Here is a 17,359-nt window from a genome sequence, read left to right as displayed (position 1 = left end):
GCGGCGTACTCCGCTTCTATCCCGGCTCCCGGGAAGGGAGTTGAGGGCCGACGCAGGTCACCGATCGGTATCGGCCGGTGTGTATAGTCGGGCGCCAGAGGTCCCCTACGTCAAGGAAAGACGAGGTCGCGCGGTGAAGAAGCTTCTCCTGGTCGCACTGGCCGCCATCGGCGGGCTCCTCGTGTACCGCCAGATCCAGGCGGATCGCGCCGAGCAGGATCTGTGGACGGAGGCGACTGACTCCGTGCCCACGGGTTCGTGAGTCACGACAACTCAGACCGAGCACACCCCGGCCGCCTCGCGGTCGGGGTTTTGTGTGCCGAGGGCCGGTCGCGGACCCGGTGCACGCGGCAGGATGGGCCACGGCTTCACGGCTCTGGGGTCCGGCGAGGGTGAGGGGTGGCGCGTGAGGGGTCGGTGTCGTACGGCGTGGATACGGCACGCGGGGGCGTGGCGCGCCCGTCCGGCCGTGGCGGTGGCTGTCCGCGTCGGCGCCGCGGCGCTGGTCCTGGGGACGACGACGGCAGCGCTTCCGACGACAGCAGCCGCGGCCGCGGGGCAGGCCTCCGCCATCGCGGGGCGGGCCTCCGGAAAGCCCAGCCCGTATGCCTTCGCCGACGGGGCCCGCAGCATCGAGGGAGCCACAAGCACCGGGGACGCCGCCCTCCTGGAGCCCGGTGAGGCGTACAAGAGCGCGCTGCCGGGCCGCGGCAGGGTCAGCTACCGCCTCGACCTCGACGCCACGTCCAACGCGTACGTCTCCGTCACCGCCGTCCCCTCCCCCGACACCACCGTCTCCGTCATCGACGGGATCAAGGTGACCGTGCAGGACGCCGAGGGCAACACCTGCTCCGATGACACCAAGAGGTTCGGTACCGCCCGCAGCCCCCACCCCGTCGCCGCGTGGGGGATGCGGGAGATCTCGCCCAACCGGCCGCTGTGCCGGAAGGCCGGTGCCTACTACGTGTCCGTCGAGCGCGTCGACCCCGACGGCGACGGATCCTCACCCGACGCCTGGGATCTGGAGCTCCTCGCCACGACGGAACCGCGGACAGCGAGGACGGGGGCGACCGGCGCGCCCGAGGTGTGGAACTCCGCCACGCCCCAGCCGCTCCAGGGCGAACCCGAGCACCGCGACGGCGGCGCGGGATTCACCGGGGCGACACCCGTCGACCAGGGCGTCTGGCGGGCCGACATCCGGCCCGGCCAGACCCTCTTCTACGAGGTGCCGGTCGACTGGGGACAGCAGATCGCCGTCACCGCGGACCTCGGCAGCTCGGAATCCGGCGGCACCGGCTACACGTCCGATGCGCTGGAACTGGCCCTCTACAACCCCGCGCGCGGTGACGTCGCCGATGTGGCCGTGGGCTACGACGGCGACCAGAAGTCCAGAAGCCTGCCTCCCCTGCCACCGGTCGACCACGCCAACCGCTACTCCGCCATCGCCCAGGTGAGCGCGATGCGCTTCGCCGGCTCCTACTACCTCGTCGCCCACCTCGCCCGGGGCGTCGCCGACAGCTTCGGGGACGGGCCGTTCAAGATGACGCTGCGCGTGGCGGTGCGCGGGGAGCCGCGGGGAGGGCCCGAGTACGTGGGGGAGGCCGTGCCGAAAGGCGTCTTCGAGGTCTCGGAGCAGGACCGGGAGGCCGCCGCGGAGGGCGTGGCCGCGGGCGCCGACACCGCCATGAGGGTGCTCGCCGTGGGCGGCATCGGCACCGGGAGCGCCTTGCTCGTGGGGCTCGGCGTGTGGACCCTTGTGGCCCGGCGCAGGAGTGTCGTGTAGGGGAGCGCCGAGGCGGCTGCGGGCGGTTTGCCGCGGTGCGCGGTATCGCCTGAGAGGGGCTCCGCCGGGCCGCCCCGGCGGTTCGCTGCAGCGCCGGGCTTTCCGTTGCCGTCCTGCCGGCCTCGCCGTGCGGCGTGCCCGTCAGGACCGCTCAGATGCGGGACAGTGCCCAGAAACCCACGGCGTAGCAGGCCAGCGCGAGGAGGAGCAGGGGCACCGCCACCCTGGCCGGAGGGCCTGGTCGCGGGGGGCGCTGAGCCCGGTGCCGTGACGGCGTCGGGCCGCTCGGCGGGGCCGTCGGTGTCCGGGCGGTGTACGAGGCGGTGGAGGCGTCCGCACGGTACTGCTCCGCGGCAGGCACGGGCGGTCCGGAGTACACCGGGGGGAGCGGCTGGGCGGGGGACAGCCGGTGGGTGGTGTCGTAGGGGGAGACGGGCGCCTGCCCGTGCGGGGCGGGGACCGGAGCGGGGTGGGCCTGTCCGGCCGCGGGAGACGAGGTGACGGTGGGCTGCGGCGGCGGCAGATGGAAGCTGCCGGTGTCCGACATGGAGACCGGCTGCGCCGGGTCGGCGGCGTGCCGGGGATCGAACGGCACCGCCTGTGCGTGGTGCCGGTCGGGTTCGGAAGGGTGGCGCCCGCCCGGCTCCGACGCCTCGCCCTCGTCATGCCTCTGCGAGGACCGCTCCCCGCCTGTCCCCGAGGGGGCGGACGGCTCCTCCCTCGGGCCCAGCCCCTTCGCTCTCTCCAGTGGCCCCTCGGGGGCGAATCCTGTCGGCAGCGGCCCCAGTTGGTCGAAGATCTCGATCAGCTCGTCGTCCGGGCCCGGCTCCGGAAGCAGCTCCGCAGCGGCGGCGAGCGCCTTGCGCGCTCCCGTGGCCGTGCGGAAGCGTGCCTCCGGATCCGGCTGGAGCAGCGAGGCCACCACCTGCCACAGCGGCTCCGGAATGCCCTTGGGCGCACCGGGCGTCCCGTGCTCGGCGAAGTACTGGATGAGCGCCTTGCTGTCCGGTTTGGCGCCCTCCAGCAGATACAGCGCGACCAGCCCCACGGCGAACAGGTCGGCGGGGAAGTCCGGTTCGGCCCCCATCATCTGCTCGGGCGCGAGGTAACCGGGCGTCCCCACCACAAGGTTGGTCTCCGTCAGACGGGGCTCACCCAGCCGCATCGCGATGCCGAAGTCGGACAGCCGCAGCCGCGGCCGGCCCGTGCCCGTGGCCTCCAGCAGCACATTGGCCGGCTTCACGTCACGGTGGACGACGTCCTCCGCGTGCACCGCGGCCAGGCCCGCCAGCAGCTGATCGAGCAGGGTGCAGACGAAGGCCGGCGGGAGCGGGCCGTAGTCCCCGACGAGGTGGACGAGCGAGCCGCCCGCGACCAGGTCCATGGTGAACAGGACCTTGTCGTCGTCCGCGGCCCAGCTGGTCGGGGCGAGCACATGCGGGTGATCGATCCGCAGGGCCTGTTCCCGCACGAAGCGAAGCAGCGAGTGCGCGTCGCTCTGGAGCAGGACCTTGGCGGCCACATAGCGGCGGCGGCGGTGGTCCCAGGCGCGCCAGACGGCACCGACCCCTCCGCGTCCGATCGGGTCGACCAGTTCGTACCGGCCGGCGAAGACCTCACCCATGGCTGTACGTCGCTCCTCCCCCTGCGGCTTCCCCCCTTGCTTCCCCCTCGGTGAGCGCTACGACTCCCCGACGGACGAAACGGGCTCCCCCGAACCCCCCGAACCCTGATTCCCCTCGACCCCACGGGCTCCCCCGAACCCTTGAGATTCCGGGCTCCCCCGAACCCCGGCTCCCCCGATGAGTGATACGTCCCCCCTCGCGTCGACCGGTCCCCCGTACGGAACATGCCCCCTCATGTCCGCCCGTACCGTGACGCATCCCCCGTCACCTCACTCGCGCCCGCTGCCGAACCCCCTTCGGCGGTCGGGCGGTGGATCAGTTCTGGTGGGACTGGTAGTGCGTGACGGCGTCCGAGGTGCGGCCGGCGCCGTAGACCCGGAGGAACTCTGCCAGCTCCGGATGGCTCGGGGCGAGAGTGTCGGCGGCGTCGATGATGTCGCCCGCCGCCGCGACCGACCGCAGCAGCGACTGGATCTCGCGCACGACGCGCTTGACCGTGGGCGCCCCCGAACTGCTCGTCGTCTGTGTGGTGTTGCTCAGCACCGAGCCCCCCTGCGACTTCTTGATCTCCTCCATGCGCTCGGTGGCCTCGGCCGCGCTCACACTGCCGTCCGCGACCTGCCCCGCCAGGTCCTGCAGCAGCTGCACCCGCTGCACCACGGCCGGGTTGCCGATCTTCGCCCGCTGACCACTCATCAGCTGGGACAACATCGGCGCGGACAGTCCCAGAACCCCCGCGAGACGAGCCTGGTTGAGACCAAGATCGTCGATGAGCCTACGGAAGAGCGCCCCCAGTGGCTCCCCGTACCAGTTCCGCTGCAGTTCCCGCGCTCTTGCGGTCGCTTCCTGCTGTGCGGCGTCCATTGCGTCTCCCCATCGCTTCCCCATGTACGGCGGTTCGCGGTAGCGAACCACGCCGAGCATCTTACGGAGAGTGGTCGGCGACGGGGACCCCCAATCTTTTTGCGGAACCACGGGGGAGACCCGGTACTCTGGTCTCCGACGCCCGCCGGGATGCGGTTTTCTCCGGCCGGACGTCCCCTTCCGGGGCCTTAGCTCAGTTGGTAGAGCGCTGTCTTTGCATGGCAGATGTCAGGGGTTCGACTCCCCTAGGCTCCACTCCGGACATGCCCTCCGAGCTGCGGAAACGCGATCTCGGGGGGCATGTCGCATGTCGGCGCGGAGAGCGGCAATGCCTGTTTCACGTGAAACAGCCCGGCGGGGCGGAAGACCCTCAAGTCTCCCGCCCCGCCGGGCTGTTCGATCAGGCGCCCTCAGGAACCGTCGTCGCGCCGGGAGGCCTCGTCCTCGGCCTGCTTCGCCTCGACCTCCGGATCCAGGGCCGACGGGCCGGTACCGTCCACGGACGACAGGCGCCCCGACTCGGGGACCTCCGTCGCGGCCGGTGGCTCCACCAGCCAGTCCGGGTTGGCCTGCTTGTCCCACCACTTCCACGCGGCGAAAGCACCACCGGCGACCGCGCCCAGAATCACCAGCGTCTTCACGGCCTTGCCGGCCTTGGCCCGCCGTTCGTGCCTGCGGACCAGCCTCTGGATCTCCTTGGGCGTGACCTGTCCGCGCAGTGCGGACAGGGCGGCCGCACTCCGGGCCGCGGCCTCGGTCGTGACAGGCACGGCCGCGGCCACTGCCTGCTCGATCCTCGGACGCGAGTACTCCGCCGCCTGGCGAGCGGCCTTGCGGGTGCGGTCGGCGGCCTCCTGGGCGGCTTGGTCGACCTTCGGCGGCACATGCGTGCGGGCCTGCTCCAGATACGGCTGCACATAAGTGCCGTACTGGACGCGCGCCTGCCCTGCGGCCTGCGTCACCTTGGGCGCTAGCCGTACGCGTGCCTCGTGTGCGTAGTGCGCGGCCCTGTCCTTGGCCGTGTCGGCGTAGGGCGCCACCACTTCCGCGGCGTGCAGCACGCTGTCCTTCGCCGAACCAGTCGCGGCGCGCACGCTGTCGATGCGGGTCACGGGTTCCTCCTCCTCGGTGGCGTACGGTATTTCGACTTTCCACCCTTTTACGGATCATGCCTCCCGGCACACGACCAGGCATGCGCGGACGGGCATCCGGGTCACGGGAACCGGCGTTTAAACGCCGATCACGTGCAATAGCGGATGAATAAGGGACAACAGGAGCTTGTCGTCGACAATGCCACGGATCGCCGCCGAGCGCCCCCGCCCTGGGACTACTCGACTGGTTTTTGCGTACACCCGTCGAGGGTTTCCCCCCGCTGCCACGAGGTCGGGCGACGCGGCGGCCTGTCCGTGCGAGGATCGGGGAGTCACGGAAAGACAACGGAAGGCAGATCGTGGCCGAGCAGCTCTACGCCACCCTGAAGACCAATCACGGCGACATCGACGTCCGGCTTCTGCCGAACCACGCGCCCAAGACGGTCAAGAACTTCGTCGAGCTCGCCCAGGGCGAGCGGGAGTGGACCCACCCGGAGACGGGCGAGAAGACCACGGACAAGCTCTACGACGGCACGGTCTTCCACCGGGTGATCAGCGGCTTCATGATCCAGGGTGGTGACCCGCTGGGCAACGGCACCGGCGGCCCCGGCTACCAGTTCGAGGACGAGTTCCACCCGGACCTGCGCTTCGACAAGCCCTACCTGCTCGCGATGGCCAACGCCGGCCCCGGCACCAACGGCTCGCAGTTCTTCATCACCGTCTCCCCGACGGCGTGGCTGAACCGCAAGCACACCATCTTCGGCGAGGTCACCGACGCGGCCAGCCAGAAGATCGTGGACACCATCGCCACGACCCAGACGAACCCGCGCACCGACCGTCCGCTCAACGACGTGGTCATCGAGTCGGTCGTCATCGAGACCCGCTGAGCGCGAGGGCTTCCGCAGGGAATCCCGTGACGGCCCCCGCAGGCCATCACATGCAGGCGCCCGCAGGGAACCAATCGCCCCGCTCATCCGTAAGGATGAGCGGGGCGGGCTTTTCTCACACGACCTAGGGGAGACCATGGACGACCAGGCTGCGGGCAGCCCGCAGGACGCCCACAGCGTCCCCATGTGCTACCGCCACCCGGACCGCGAAACGGGCATCCGCTGCACCCGCTGCGAGCGCCCCATCTGCCCCGAATGCATGGTCAACGCCTCCGTCGGCTTCCAGTGCCCCGAATGCGTCCGTACCGGCTCCGGCACCGGCCACTCGCCCTCGGCCGCCATGCCCCGGACGATCGCGGGCGGCTCCGTCGCCGCCGACCCCCGGCTGCTGACCAAGATCCTCATCGGCATCAACCTGGCCGTGTTCATCGCCGTCCAGGTCCACGAGTCGCTGCTGAACGACATCGTCCTCCTGGGTGCCTGGCCGCCCGCGCCCTTCACGCCCACCCAGGGTGTGGCGGGAGGCGAGTGGTACCGCATGGTCACGTCGATGTTCACGCACCAGGAGATCTGGCACATCGCGTTCAACATGCTCAGCCTGTGGTGGCTCGGCGGACCCCTGGAGGCGGCGCTCGGCCGCGCCCGCTACCTCGCCCTGTACTTCATCTCGGGGCTCGCCGGCAGCGCCCTGGCCTACCTGCTGGCCTCCCCGACCACGGCGACCCTGGGCGCCTCCGGCGCGATCTTCGGCCTCTTCGGCGCGACGGCCGTGCTGATGCGCCGGCTCAACTACGACATGCGGCCGATCATCGCGCTGCTGGTGATCAACCTGATCTTCACCTTCAGCCCTGGCTTCAACATCTCGTGGCAGGCCCACATCGGTGGCCTGGTCGCCGGGGTCGTCGTCGGATACGCCATGGTCCACGCCCCGCGCGAGCGCCGGGCACTGGTCCAGTACGGCACCTGTGCGCTGGTCCTCGGCATGGTCGTGCTCATGACCGTGGTGAGGACGGCGCAGCTCGCCTGACCAGGCGTTGTCCACAGCGGGTGCCGGATCTTGTGCACACCGTGCGGGAACACATGTGCCCCCTGCCACCGACCTGCGTTTCCGCAGGTCAGGCAGGGGGCGAACAGGTTTTCGAGTGCCGGTATTTCCGTCATACCGGCGTCAACGTCCAACGGGTTATCCACAGATCGTCTTCATTATCCCCATGTGGAAAACCGCTGTGGATAACTCAGCGAACACCCCTGGGCAGAGGTGCGTTCACCGTCCGGTGACCCCTACTTCCACTGGGTCGAGACACCGAATCCGGCGGCGATGAAACCGAATCCCACGACGATGTTCCAGTTGCCCAGCGAGTCGATGGGCAGCGATCCGTCGGTGACGTAGAAGACGACGATCCAGGCCAGGCCGATGAGGAACATGGCCAGCATGACGGGCGCGACCCAGGCACGGTTGGTCAGCTTGATCGCGGTCGTCTGCTTGGCAGGCGGCGGCGTGTAGTCGGCCTTCTTGCGGATACGTGACTTCGGCACGAGGGTCTCTCCTGTCGATGCGCTGCGTGGCCGCGCAGGTAACTGGGTCGGTCTCGGGGCAGCGTAAGGGGACTCCGATTGCTCCCCCGGGCGTCCGTTAGCGTAGTGCTTCCGCCGCGCCGAAGGAGATAAGGGTACGTTGAGCAATTCTGCCGACTCCCCCGGGACGGGATCCACCCCTGAGCGCGCGCGCCGTTTCCGGCCCGTGCGCATCCTCACGGCGGCCGTGTTCGCTCTCGCGGGGCTGATCTTCTTCACCAGCTTCAACACCGCCAAGGGCACCAACATCCGTACGGACACCTCGCTGCTCAAGCTGTCCGACCTCATCCACGAGCGCAGCCGTGAGAACGGGAAGCTGGACGAGACCAACGGCACCCTGCGCCAGGAGATAGAGGCCCTCGCCGAGCGGGACGACGGCAGTACCAAGGCGGAGGACGACAAGCTCAGCGCGCTGGAGAAACGCGCGGGCACCCAGAAGCTCAAGGGCGACTCGCTCACGGTCACGCTCAACGACGCCCCGCCGGACGCCACCGCCAAGCTGCCGGGCTACCCCGAGCCGCAGCCGGACTACCTGGTCATCCACCAGCAGGACCTCCAGGCCGTGGTGAACGCGCTGTGGCAGGGCGGGGCCAAGGGCATCAAGGTCATGGACCAGCGGCTGATCTCGACCAGCGCGGTGCGCTGCGTGGGCAACACCCTGATCCTCCAGGGGCGCGTGTACTCGCCGCCCTACAAGATCACGGCCATCGGTGATCCGGGCAGGCTGAAGAACGCGCTCGCGGCCTCCGCGGCGATCCAGAACTACATGGTCTACGTCAACGTCTACGGGCTCGGCTGGAAAGTCGAGGAGAACGGCCCGGTGACTCTGCCCGGCTACTCGGGCACAGTGGATCTGCACTACGCGAAGCCCGTGGAGTAGCGGCCAGGCCGGGGGAGCTGCCGGTGCGCGTGATCGTCAGGACCGTCAGCGAACTGTGCGTCACCGTCGGCAGCGTGATCGTGCTGTTCGTCGTCTACGTGCTCTTCTGGACCGGTGTGCGGGCCGACGGCGTCATGGACGACCAGATCGACCTGCTCCGGAAGGAGTGGTCGAAGCCCCGCCTGCCGGCCGGCGCCTCCCCGGCGGGGCCGGTGAAGCCCGCGCCCTACGCCGAGGGCAGACCCTTCGCGATCATGTACATTCCGCGGCTCGGTTTCACGTGGAACAAGCCCGTGCTCGAAGGCACCGCCACCAGCACCTTGAAGAAGGGGCTGGGGCATTACACGGAGACCGCTCAGCTCGGGCAGCGGGGGAACTTCGCGGTCGCCGGCCACCGCCGCACCTACGGCGACCCCTTCAAGGACTTTCCCGAGCTCAGGCGGGGTGACGCGGTGGTGCTGACGGACGGCACGACCTGGTTCACGTATCGGATCGACAAAGGCCCGTACAAAACAGTGCCCTCGGACATCGAGGTGATCGACCCTGTCCCACGTACATCCGGGTACACGCGTGCGGGCCGGTACCTGACGCTGACCACGTGTGAACCGGAATGGGGACACAGTCACCGGCTGATCGTCTGGGCGCACCTGGACACCACCCAGCCCGTGGAGGCCGGGAAACCAGAGGCCCTGCGCCGTTAGTCTGGTGGCTGTACGGCGTGGGTCTGGTGCCGTGGTACGACGGAAGGGACGGCATGTACGGCTGGATCTGGCGGCATCTGCCGGGGAACACCTGGGTGAAGGCAGTGATCTCACTCGTCCTGGTCGTGGCCGTGGTCTACGTCCTCTTCCAGTACGTCTTCCCGTGGGCGGAACCGCTGCTGCCCTTCAACGATGTGACGGTGGACAACCAGTGAGCGCGCGCATTCTCGTCGTCGACAACTACGACAGCTTCGTCTTCAACCTGGTCCAGTACCTGTACCAGCTGGGCGCCGAGTGCGAGGTCCTGCGCAACGACGAGGTGTCGACGGCCCACGCCCAGGACGGCTTCGACGGGGTGCTGCTCTCCCCCGGGCCCGGTACGCCGGAGCAGGCCGGCGTGTGCGTCGACATGGTCCGGCACTGCGCGGACACCGGCGTCCCGGTCTTCGGTGTCTGCCTCGGCATGCAGTCGATGCAGGTGGCGTACGGCGGTGTGGTGGACCGGGCGCCGGAGCTGCTGCACGGCAAGACCTCCCTGGTCGAGCACGGCGGGGGCGGCGTCTTCGCGGGACTGCCCTCGCCCTTCACGGCGACGCGCTACCACTCCCTGGCCGCCGAGCCGGCCACGGTCCCGGACGAGCTGGAGGTCACGGCCCGCACGCACGACGGCATCGTGATGGGCCTCAGACACCGCGAACTTCCGGTCGAGGGCGTGCAGTTCCACCCCGAGTCGGTGCTGACCGAGCACGGGCACCGGATGCTGGCCAACTGGCTGGTGGAGTGCGGCGACCAGGGTGCCGTGGCGAGGTCGGCCGGGCTCGCCCCGGTGGTGGGCAGGGCCACGGCGTGACCGCGCTGCGCCCCGAGCGCGAGTCCGACACCTCGTACGGGCAGCAGTCGTACGGGGCGCGGGGTGCGTTCGAGGAGTGGTCGGGCGGGGAGTCGTACGGGGTGACCCCGCACGCGCAACCGCAGCAGCCGTACACGTCGTACGAACCCCTGCCGGACGAGACGTATCTGCCGCCCGCCGACGAGGAGACGGTGGCGCTGCGGATTCCGGATCCCCCGCCGGAGACCGGCGCCGCCACGGCGGGCTCTGCGGCTTCCTCCGCCACCCGCCGGATCGACCCCGCCCGCGGTGGGCGCGCGGCCCGCAGAAAGGCCGCCAAGCGCCGTCACGGGCGCCATGGCGGAGCGTCGGAGCCGTCGGGCAGCCACTCCGCCCGCCACGGCGGCGGGGGCCGGAGCGGGGCGCCGCTGTCGCGCGTCGAGGCGCGGCGGCAGGCGCGGGCGCGCAAGCCGGGCGCGGCGGTCGTCGCGAGCCGGGCGATCGGCGAAGTGTTCATCACCACCGGCGTGCTGATGCTGCTGTTCGTCACCTACCAGCTGTGGTGGACGAACGTGCGGGCGCACGCCCAGGCCGGCAAGGAGGCCAGCAGCCTCCAGAACGACTGGGCGAGCGGCAAGCGGAACCCGGGGGCCTTCGAACCGGGGCAGGGTTTCGCCATCCTGCACATTCCGAAGCTGGACGTGGTGGTGCCGATCGCCGAGGGGACCAGCAGCAAGGGCGTGCTCGACCGGGGCATGGTCGGTCATTACGCCGAGGGTGCGCTGAAGACGGCGATGCCCGGTGACAGGACCGGCAACTTCGGGCTCGCGGGTCACCGCAACACCCATGGGGAACCGTTCCGGTACATCAACAGGCTCGCTCCGGGCGATCCGATCGTCGTGGAGACGCAGGACGAGTACTTCGTCTACAAGATGGCGTCGATCCTGCCGGTGACACCGCCGAGCAACACGAGCGTGCTCAATCCCGTGCCCAAGGGGTCCGGATTCACCAAACCCGGCCGTTACATCACGCTGACCACGTGCACGCCGGAGTTCACCAGTAAGTACCGGATGATCGTCTGGGGCAAGATGGTCGAGGAACGGCCGCGCAGCAAGGGCAAGCCGGATGCGCTCGTCAGTTAAGGGCAGATGACCAGTGGCAGCGACCACCGACACGGATCACGAAGAGCACACCGGCAGGGGGCCCCGGCCGCCCGCGGCACGACGCCGTGTCGGGCCGGTCGCGATGGCGGTCAGCTTCTTCGGGGAACTCCTCATCACCGCGGGCCTGGTCCTCGGCCTGTTCGTCGTCTATTCGCTGTGGTGGACGAACGTGGTCGCCGACCGTGCGGCGGGCAAGCAGGCGGACGAGGTCCGTGAGGACTGGGCGCACGGCCGGGGCGGTCCGGGTGTGCTGGACACGCACAACGGCATCGGGTTCCTGCACGTGCCGTCGATGCGCAACGGTGAGGTCCTGGTCGAGAAGGGGACGTCGAGCGAGATCCTCAACGACGGCGTCGCCGGCTACTACACCGACCCGGTCAAGGCGACCCTGCCGATGTCCGGCAAGAACGGGAACTTCTCCCTCGCCGCCCACCGGGACGGCCACGGTGCGAAGTTCCACAACATCGACAAGATCGGCAAGGGCGACCCGATCGTCTTCGAGACCAAGGACAAGTGGTACGTCTACAAGGTCTACGACATCCTTCCCGAGACGTCGAAGTTCAACGTCGAGGTCCTCTCGGAGGTACCGGAGGAGTCGGGCCGGAAGAAGCCGGGCCACTACATCACGCTGACGACCTGCACGCCGGTGTACACGAGCACGTACCGGTACGTGGTGTGGGGCGAGCTGGAACGCGTGGAGAAGGTGGACGCGGACCGCACACCGCCGAAGGAACTGCGCTGACGACGCTCCCGGCGGGAGAACAACAGCAGGCATGACGATGGCCCGGCCTCCCTCGGGGAGCCCGGGCCATCACTGTCGTGCGGTGTCGTGTCAGTCGTCTTCGTTGGTGCCGCTGAGGCCACCGAAGAGGCCGCCGTTTCCGCCGCCGCCGCCGTTGTTGTTGCCGCCGTTGTTTCCGAGGCCGACCGTCTGGAGGGTGATCGTCGTCCCTGCCGGGTCGTCGACCTCCTGGTTGGGGCCGGGGTTCTGGGCGGCGACGAGGGCGTTGTCGCTCTGGTCGCTGCCCTCGGCGAACTGGATGTTGGTGAAGCCCTGCTGCGCGAGGGTCTGCTTGGCCTGGCCGACCGTCTGGCCGACGACCTGCGGGACCTTGACCTTCTGCTGCTGCTTCTTCTTGCCGATCTGGATGTTCACCGACGAGTTCGGGTCGACCGACGTGCCCGCCTGCGGCGTGGTCTGGATGACCTTGCCGACCTGGTTGTCGTCGTCGGTCTCCACCTCGGTGCAGTTGCCGACCAGGTCGCTGGCCTGCATCTGCTGCTTGGCGGCGTCACAGCTCTGGCCGAGCACGTCCGGGACGGTGGACTTCTCCGCCTCCTTGGCCACGGTCAGGGTGATCGTGGAACCCTTCTCCTGCTCCGTGTCGCCCTTCGGGTCCTGGTCGGTGACCACGCCGGGGGTGCGGTCGGACTCCTCGGTCTTCTGCTCGACCTTGAAGCCCTTGGCATCGAGTTGGGCCGCGGCCTTGTCGTAGGTCAGGCCCGTGACGTCCGGCACGGTCACCTTCGGCGCCCCCGTCGACACGACCAGGGAGACGGTGTCGCCCTTGTTGACGTCCACCCCCGCCTTCGGGTTCTGGGTGCAGATCCTGCCCTCGGGCTGGTTGTCGCAGGGCTTGCTGGAGAAGGACAGTTCCAGGTCGGCGTTCTTGGCCAGCTGCTGGGCGCTCTTCTTCGACTCGCCGATGAAGTTGGGTGCCGCGAAGGCGTCGTTGCTCGCGCCGTCGCCGCTGAACGCCCACCGGCCGATCAGGATCGCTCCGACCAGGACCAGGATGCCGGCCACGACCAGCAGGATCGTGGAGGTGCTGGACTTGCGCTGCTGCCCGCGACGCCGGTCGGGGCGGTCGTCGTAGCCGTAGCCGCCGTCGTCCGGGTTCATGGGGGGCAGCATGGACGTGGCGCCCGCGCCGGAGTCCGCGCGCAGGGCCGTCGTCGGCTGGTCGTCGGGGTAGCCGCCGTAGCCCACGGAGCCCATTGCGGCCGTGGCGGCGACCGGCTGGCCGTCGAGGCAGGCCTCGATGTCGGCGCGCATCTCGTCGGCCGACTGGTACCGGTAGTCCGGGTCCTTGACGAGCGCCTTCAGCACGATCGCGTCCATCTCGGGCGTGATCTCGGGGTCGAAGACGCTCGGCGACTGCGGCTCCTCCCGGACGTGCTGATAGGCCACGGCCACCGGGGAGTCGCCGACGAAGGGCGGACGGACGGTCAGCAGCTCGTAGAGCAGACAGCCGGTGGAGTACAGGTCGGAACGGGCGTCGACCTGCTCGCCCTTGGCCTGCTCCGGCGAGAGGTACTGGGCGGTGCCGATGACCGCGGAGGTCTGCGTCATCGTCATGCCGGAGTCGCCCATCGCGCGGGCGATGCCGAAGTCCATGACCTTGACCTGGCCGTTGCGGGTGAGCATGACGTTGGCCGGCTTGATGTCACGGTGGACGATGCCGGCGCGGTGGGAGTACTCCAGGGCCTGGAGGATGCCGATGGTCATCTCCATGGCACGCTCCGGCAGCAGCTTGCGGCCGGAGTGCAGCAGCTCACGCAGGGTCGAGCCGTCCACGTACTCCATGACGATGTACGGGATCGACACGTTGTCGATGTAGTCCTCGCCCGTGTCGTAGACCGCGACGATCGCGGGATGGTTGAGCGAGGCGGCCGACTGGGCCTCCCGGCGGAACCGTGCCTGGAAGGAAGGGTCACGCGCGAGATCCGCGCGCAGCGTCTTCACCGCCACGGTGCGTCCGAGGCGGGTGTCATGCGCGAGGTAGACCTCCGCCATGCCACCACGCCCGAGCACCTGGCCCAGTTCGTACCGGCCGCCGAGGCGACGCGGCTCTTCCATAGCTACCTACCAGCCCTCTCCGTCGGTCCCGACCGGCACGCTTGTACGGTCGGAGGCTGCCGTCCGGGCCTACCGTACCCGGCTCGCTTTGTGTGACCTGGCCAAGCCCGTCAGCCGATACAGGACCGGTATCGCAACGTGCACCGATGTGAAGCAGGCGTGAGCGGGGTCACTTCTTGCTGTCGATGACCGCCTCCATCACGTTCCTCGCGATCGGTGCCGCGAGGCCGCCGCCGGAGATGTCGTCACGGACGGCGTTGTCGTCCTCGACGACGACCGCCACGGCGACCGGCGAGCTGCCGTCCTCGCCCTTGGCGTAGGAGATGAACCACGCGTAGGGATTCTCACTGTTGTCGACGCCGTGCTGGGCGGTACCGGTCTTGCCGCCCACCGTGACGCCGTCGATCTTGGCGTTCGAGCCCGTGCCCTTCTCGACGACCGTCTCCATCATCGACTGGAGGATCTGGGCGTTCTCCGGCGACAGCGGCTGGCTCAGCTCCTCGGGGTCGGTCTTCGTGATCGGGTCGAGGCCGGGCGACTGGAGCTCGTCGACCATGTACGGCTTCATCAGCGTGCCGTCGTTGGCGACCGCCGAAGCGACCATGGCCATCTGCAGCGGGGTCGCGGCGGTGTTGAACTGGCCGATGGACGACAGCGCGGTCTGCGAGGGGTTCATGTCGTCGGAGAAGACCGAGGCGTTGGCGCGGACCGGCGTGAACTGCTCCTCGCCGAAGCCGAACTTCTTGGCCATGTCCAGCATCTTGTCGTTGCCGAGGTCGGCGCCGATCTTGCCGAAGACGGTGTTGCAGGAGTACTGGAGGGCGACCCGCAGCGAGGCGTTCTCGCAGGGGATGTTGCCCTCGTTGGGCAGCTTGGTGTTGGTGCCCGTCATGACCCACGGGTCCGGCGAGTCCGTCTTGCCGTCGGCGGTCTTGTACTTGCCGTCCTCCAGCGCCGCGGCCGCGGTGACGACCTTGAAGGTGGAGCCGGGCGGGTAGGTCTCGCGCAGGGCCCGGTTGAGCATCGGGTCGTCGGGGTTGTTCTTCTTCTGCAGCTTCTGCCAGGCCTTGCTGTCCTTCGTCGTGGAGTTCCCGGCGAAGGACGACGGGTCGTACGACGGGTAGGAGGCCAGGGCGAGGATCTTGCCCGTCGACGGCTCCAGGGCGACGACGGCACCCTTGCCGCCCTGCTTCTCGAGGCCGTTGTACGCGGCCTTCTGGGCGGCGGCGTTCAGGGTGGTGACGACGTTGCCGCCCTGCTGCTTCTTGCCCGTGAGCATGTCGAGGGTGTTGCGGAAGAACAGCCGGTCGTCGTTGCCGGTGAGGATGCCGTCCTCGAGGTTCTCCAGCTGCGTGGCGCCGAAGGCCTGCGAGGCGTAGCCGGTGACCGGCGCCCACATGGGGCCGTCCTTGTAGGTGCGCTTGAACTTGAAGTCGCTGTCCGACGACTCGGCGGAGCCGGTGATCGCCTTTCCGCCGACGATGATGTTGCCGCGGGGGGAGGCGTAACGCTCGATGGTGACCCGGCGGTTGTTCTTGTTGGTCCGGAGCTCGTCGGCCTGGACGTACTGGATCCAGTTGTCGCGGATCAGCAGTGCCAGAACGAGCAGGCCGCAGAAGATCGCGATCCGGCGCAGGGGCTTGTTCATGACGGGCGGACCACCTGGGTCATCTCGGCGTCGGGGTTGGCGGCGGGGGCGGGGGCCGGGCGGCGGGCGGTGTCGCTGATGCGCAACAGGATGCCGATCAGAGCCCAGTTGGCGATCACGGAGGAACCGCCGTACGCCACGAACGGCAGCGTCATACCAGTCAGCGGGATGAGGCCCATCACACCGCCGGCCACGACGAACACCTGGAGGGCGAAGGCACCCGACAGGCCGATGGCCAGCAGCTTGCCGAACGGGTCGCGGGCCGCGAGGGCGGTGCGCACACCCCGCTCGACGATCAGACCGTAGAGCAGCATGATCGCCATGACGCCGGCCAGGCCCAGCTCCTCGCCGAAGGTGGCGAGGATGAAGTCGGAGTTGGCGGCGAAGCCGATGAGGTCGGAGTTGCCCTGCCCCAGGCCGGTGCCGAGGGTGCCGCCGGAGCCGAAGGCCCACAGCGCCTGCATGGCCTGCTCGGAGTGGACGATGCCGTCCTGGACGCCGGCGCGGGAGAGCTCGAACTCACGCATCGGGTCGAGCCAGGCCTGCACACGGGTCTGGATGTGCGGCTCGAAGCTCGCCACACCCACGGCGCCGACCGCGGACATCAGCAGACCGAAGACGATCCAGCTGGTCCGCTCGGTGGCGACGTACAGCATGATGACGAACATCCCGAAGAACAGCAGGGACGTACCGAGGTCGGTCTCGAAGACCAGGATGAGGATCGAGATGACCCAGACCACGAGGATCGGGCCCAGGTCGCGGCCGCGCGGCAGGTACAGGCCCATGAAGCGGCGGCTGGCCAGGGCCAGGGCGTCTCGTTTGACCATGAGGTAGCCGGCGAAGAACACCGCGAGGACGATCTTCGCGAACTCGCCGGGCTGGAGCGTGCCGAGGCCAGGGATCTTGATCCAGATCTTGGCGCCGTAGATGTTCGCGCCGAGTCCGGGCACGAGCGGCAGGATCAGCAGGAACAGCGCACCGGCCATCGAGATGTACGTGTAGCGCTGCAGGACGCGGTGGTCCTTGAGGAAGACCAGCACGACCGCCAGCAGGGCCATGCCCAACGCCGAGTACAGCAGCTGACGCGGGGCGGCCTCGGCGTAGTTGCTGAGCCGCTTGGACTGGTCCAGCCGCCAGATCACCACCAGCCCGAGCCCGTTGAGCAGCGTCGCCAGCGGGAGCATCAGCGGGTCCGCGTACGGCGCGAACTTGCGGACGACCAAGTGCCCGACGCCCGCGAGCAGACCGAGCCCGAGCCCGTAGCTCAGCAGGCCCGGCGGCACCGAGTCGTGGAGCGCCAGGCCGACGTTGGCGTAGGCGAACACCGGGATGACGACGGCGAACACCAGCAGCGCGAGCTCGGTGTTGCGCCGGCTCGGCGCGCCGATGGCGCCGATCGTGGACGTGTGGTGCGTCGGCGAGTGCGACGTATTCGTACCGCTCATCGTGTGAC

General features: G+C 69.2%; 17 protein-coding genes and 1 tRNA gene. 11 read left to right on the top strand and 7 right to left on the bottom strand.

All coding sequences use genetic code 11. From position 1 onward, the window contains the following. The first annotated feature begins 133 nt into the window (after nt 1-133). Nucleotides 134-262, top strand: coding sequence for a DLW-39 family protein (locus ACFZDI_RS23065; protein WP_003999697.1), 129 nt, complete (start codon nt 134-136; stop codon nt 260-262). Nucleotides 263-475: 213 nt separating this feature from the next. After that, nucleotides 476-1,783, top strand: a complete 1,308-nt coding sequence (locus ACFZDI_RS23060; protein WP_391253232.1) for a hypothetical protein — start codon at nt 476-478, stop codon at nt 1,781-1,783. A gap of 151 nt (nt 1,784-1,934) precedes the next feature. On the opposite strand, the gene ACFZDI_RS23055 is transcribed toward ACFZDI_RS23060, so the two are convergent. Next, nucleotides 1,935-3,407 (bottom strand): protein kinase, encoded by a 1,473-nt coding sequence (locus ACFZDI_RS23055; protein ID WP_391252873.1) that lies wholly within the window; start codon nt 3,405-3,407, stop codon nt 1,935-1,937. A gap of 316 nt (nt 3,408-3,723) precedes the next feature. Next, entirely contained in the window at nt 3,724-4,272 is a 549-nt protein-coding gene (locus ACFZDI_RS23050) for a DNA-binding protein (protein WP_189590515.1), read from the bottom strand. A gap of 182 nt (nt 4,273-4,454) precedes the next feature. On the opposite strand from ACFZDI_RS23050, the gene ACFZDI_RS23045 reads away from it, so the two are divergent. Further along, nucleotides 4,455-4,527: transfer RNA gene (locus ACFZDI_RS23045), tRNA-Ala, on the top strand. Between the two features lie 155 nt (nt 4,528-4,682). On the opposite strand, the gene ACFZDI_RS23040 is transcribed toward ACFZDI_RS23045, so the two are convergent. Further along, the gene (locus tag ACFZDI_RS23040; RefSeq protein WP_391252870.1) at nt 4,683-5,384 is read right to left on the bottom strand and encodes a DUF5324 family protein; all 702 of its coding nucleotides are present in this window, start codon (nt 5,382-5,384) and stop codon (nt 4,683-4,685) included. Nucleotides 5,385-5,722: 338 nt separating this feature from the next. On the opposite strand from ACFZDI_RS23040, the gene ACFZDI_RS23035 reads away from it, so the two are divergent. Both ACFZDI_RS23035 and ACFZDI_RS23030 read left to right on the top strand, forming a co-directional pair. Beyond that, a complete protein-coding gene (locus ACFZDI_RS23035; protein WP_391252868.1) occupies nt 5,723-6,250 on the top strand; it encodes a peptidylprolyl isomerase in 528 nt (175 codons plus the stop codon). A 136-nt stretch (nt 6,251-6,386) separates the two neighbouring features. Then, nucleotides 6,387-7,277, top strand: coding sequence for a rhomboid family intramembrane serine protease (locus tag ACFZDI_RS23030; protein ID WP_391252867.1), 891 nt, complete (start codon nt 6,387-6,389; stop codon nt 7,275-7,277). A 254-nt stretch (nt 7,278-7,531) separates the two neighbouring features. Here the strand turns inward: ACFZDI_RS23030 and crgA are convergent, their stop codons facing one another. Next, the gene (crgA, locus tag ACFZDI_RS23025) at nt 7,532-7,786 is read right to left on the bottom strand and encodes a cell division protein CrgA (RefSeq protein WP_221755573.1); all 255 of its coding nucleotides are present in this window, start codon (nt 7,784-7,786) and stop codon (nt 7,532-7,534) included. A gap of 139 nt (nt 7,787-7,925) precedes the next feature. On the opposite strand from crgA, the gene ACFZDI_RS23020 reads away from it, so the two are divergent. The 6 genes from ACFZDI_RS23020 to ACFZDI_RS22995 are packed head-to-tail and all read left to right on the top strand — an operon-like array spanning nt 7,926 to nt 12,140. After that, a complete protein-coding gene (locus ACFZDI_RS23020; protein WP_234850410.1) occupies nt 7,926-8,705 on the top strand; it encodes a DUF881 domain-containing protein in 780 nt (259 codons plus the stop codon). A 23-nt stretch (nt 8,706-8,728) separates the two neighbouring features. Next, nucleotides 8,729-9,406 (top strand): class E sortase, encoded by a 678-nt coding sequence (locus ACFZDI_RS23015; protein WP_391252864.1) that lies wholly within the window; start codon nt 8,729-8,731, stop codon nt 9,404-9,406. A 17-nt stretch (nt 9,407-9,423) separates the two neighbouring features. Then, nucleotides 9,424-9,621: a hypothetical protein gene (locus tag ACFZDI_RS23010; RefSeq protein WP_033309918.1), complete on the top strand. Its 198-nt coding sequence runs from the start codon at nt 9,424-9,426 to the stop codon at nt 9,619-9,621. Next, nucleotides 9,618-10,256: an aminodeoxychorismate/anthranilate synthase component II gene (locus tag ACFZDI_RS23005; RefSeq protein WP_391252863.1), complete on the top strand. Its 639-nt coding sequence runs from the start codon at nt 9,618-9,620 to the stop codon at nt 10,254-10,256. Before ACFZDI_RS23010 ends, ACFZDI_RS23005 begins: the two co-directional genes overlap by 4 nt. Continuing rightward, nucleotides 10,253-11,377, top strand: a complete 1,125-nt coding sequence (locus ACFZDI_RS23000; protein ID WP_391252861.1) for a class E sortase — start codon at nt 10,253-10,255, stop codon at nt 11,375-11,377. The genes ACFZDI_RS23005 and ACFZDI_RS23000 overlap by 4 nt, the downstream gene beginning before the upstream one ends. Nucleotides 11,378-11,390: 13 nt before the next feature. Then, nucleotides 11,391-12,140, top strand: a complete 750-nt coding sequence (locus ACFZDI_RS22995) for a class E sortase (RefSeq protein WP_391252859.1) — start codon at nt 11,391-11,393, stop codon at nt 12,138-12,140. 90 nt (nt 12,141-12,230) lie between these two features. Here ACFZDI_RS22995 and pknB read toward each other — a convergent pair whose 3' ends face one another. From pknB to ACFZDI_RS22980, 3 genes are all read right to left on the bottom strand, one after another. After that, entirely contained in the window at nt 12,231-14,258 is a 2,028-nt protein-coding gene (gene pknB, locus ACFZDI_RS22990) for a Stk1 family PASTA domain-containing Ser/Thr kinase (RefSeq protein WP_391252857.1), read from the bottom strand. A gap of 169 nt (nt 14,259-14,427) precedes the next feature. Continuing rightward, nucleotides 14,428-15,906: a penicillin-binding transpeptidase domain-containing protein gene (locus tag ACFZDI_RS22985; protein ID WP_391252855.1), complete on the bottom strand. Its 1,479-nt coding sequence runs from the start codon at nt 15,904-15,906 to the stop codon at nt 14,428-14,430. Continuing rightward, nucleotides 15,903-17,351, bottom strand: a complete 1,449-nt coding sequence (locus ACFZDI_RS22980; RefSeq protein ID WP_391252853.1) for an FtsW/RodA/SpoVE family cell cycle protein — start codon at nt 17,349-17,351, stop codon at nt 15,903-15,905. The genes ACFZDI_RS22985 and ACFZDI_RS22980 overlap by 4 nt, the downstream gene beginning before the upstream one ends. Nucleotides 17,352-17,359 lie beyond the last annotated feature (8 nt).

The sequence above is a fragment of the Streptomyces sp. NPDC007907 genome, from assembly GCF_042959365.1.
Taxonomy (GTDB): Bacteria; Actinomycetota; Actinomycetes; order Streptomycetales; family Streptomycetaceae; genus Streptomyces; species Streptomyces indiaensis.
This window is presented reverse-complemented; position numbering and strand designations above follow the sequence as displayed.

Bases quoted from the DNA above. Each gene is read 5' to 3' on its own strand.
- ACFZDI_RS22980 (WP_391252853.1), bottom strand. From the start codon at position 17,351: ATGAGCGGTACGAATACGTCGCACTCGCCGACGCACCACACGTCCACG.
- ACFZDI_RS23055 (WP_391252873.1), bottom strand. From the start codon at position 3,407: ATGGGTGAGGTCTTCGCCGGCCGGTACGAACTGGTCGACCCGATCGGA.
- ACFZDI_RS23050 (WP_189590515.1), bottom strand. From the start codon at position 4,272: ATGGACGCCGCACAGCAGGAAGCGACCGCAAGAGCGCGGGAACTGCAG.
- ACFZDI_RS23030 (WP_391252867.1), top strand. From the start codon at position 6,387: ATGGACGACCAGGCTGCGGGCAGCCCGCAGGACGCCCACAGCGTCCCC.
- ACFZDI_RS22985 (WP_391252855.1), bottom strand. From the start codon at position 15,906: ATGAACAAGCCCCTGCGCCGGATCGCGATCTTCTGCGGCCTGCTCGTT.
- pknB (WP_391252857.1), bottom strand. From the start codon at position 14,258: ATGGAAGAGCCGCGTCGCCTCGGCGGCCGGTACGAACTGGGCCAGGTG.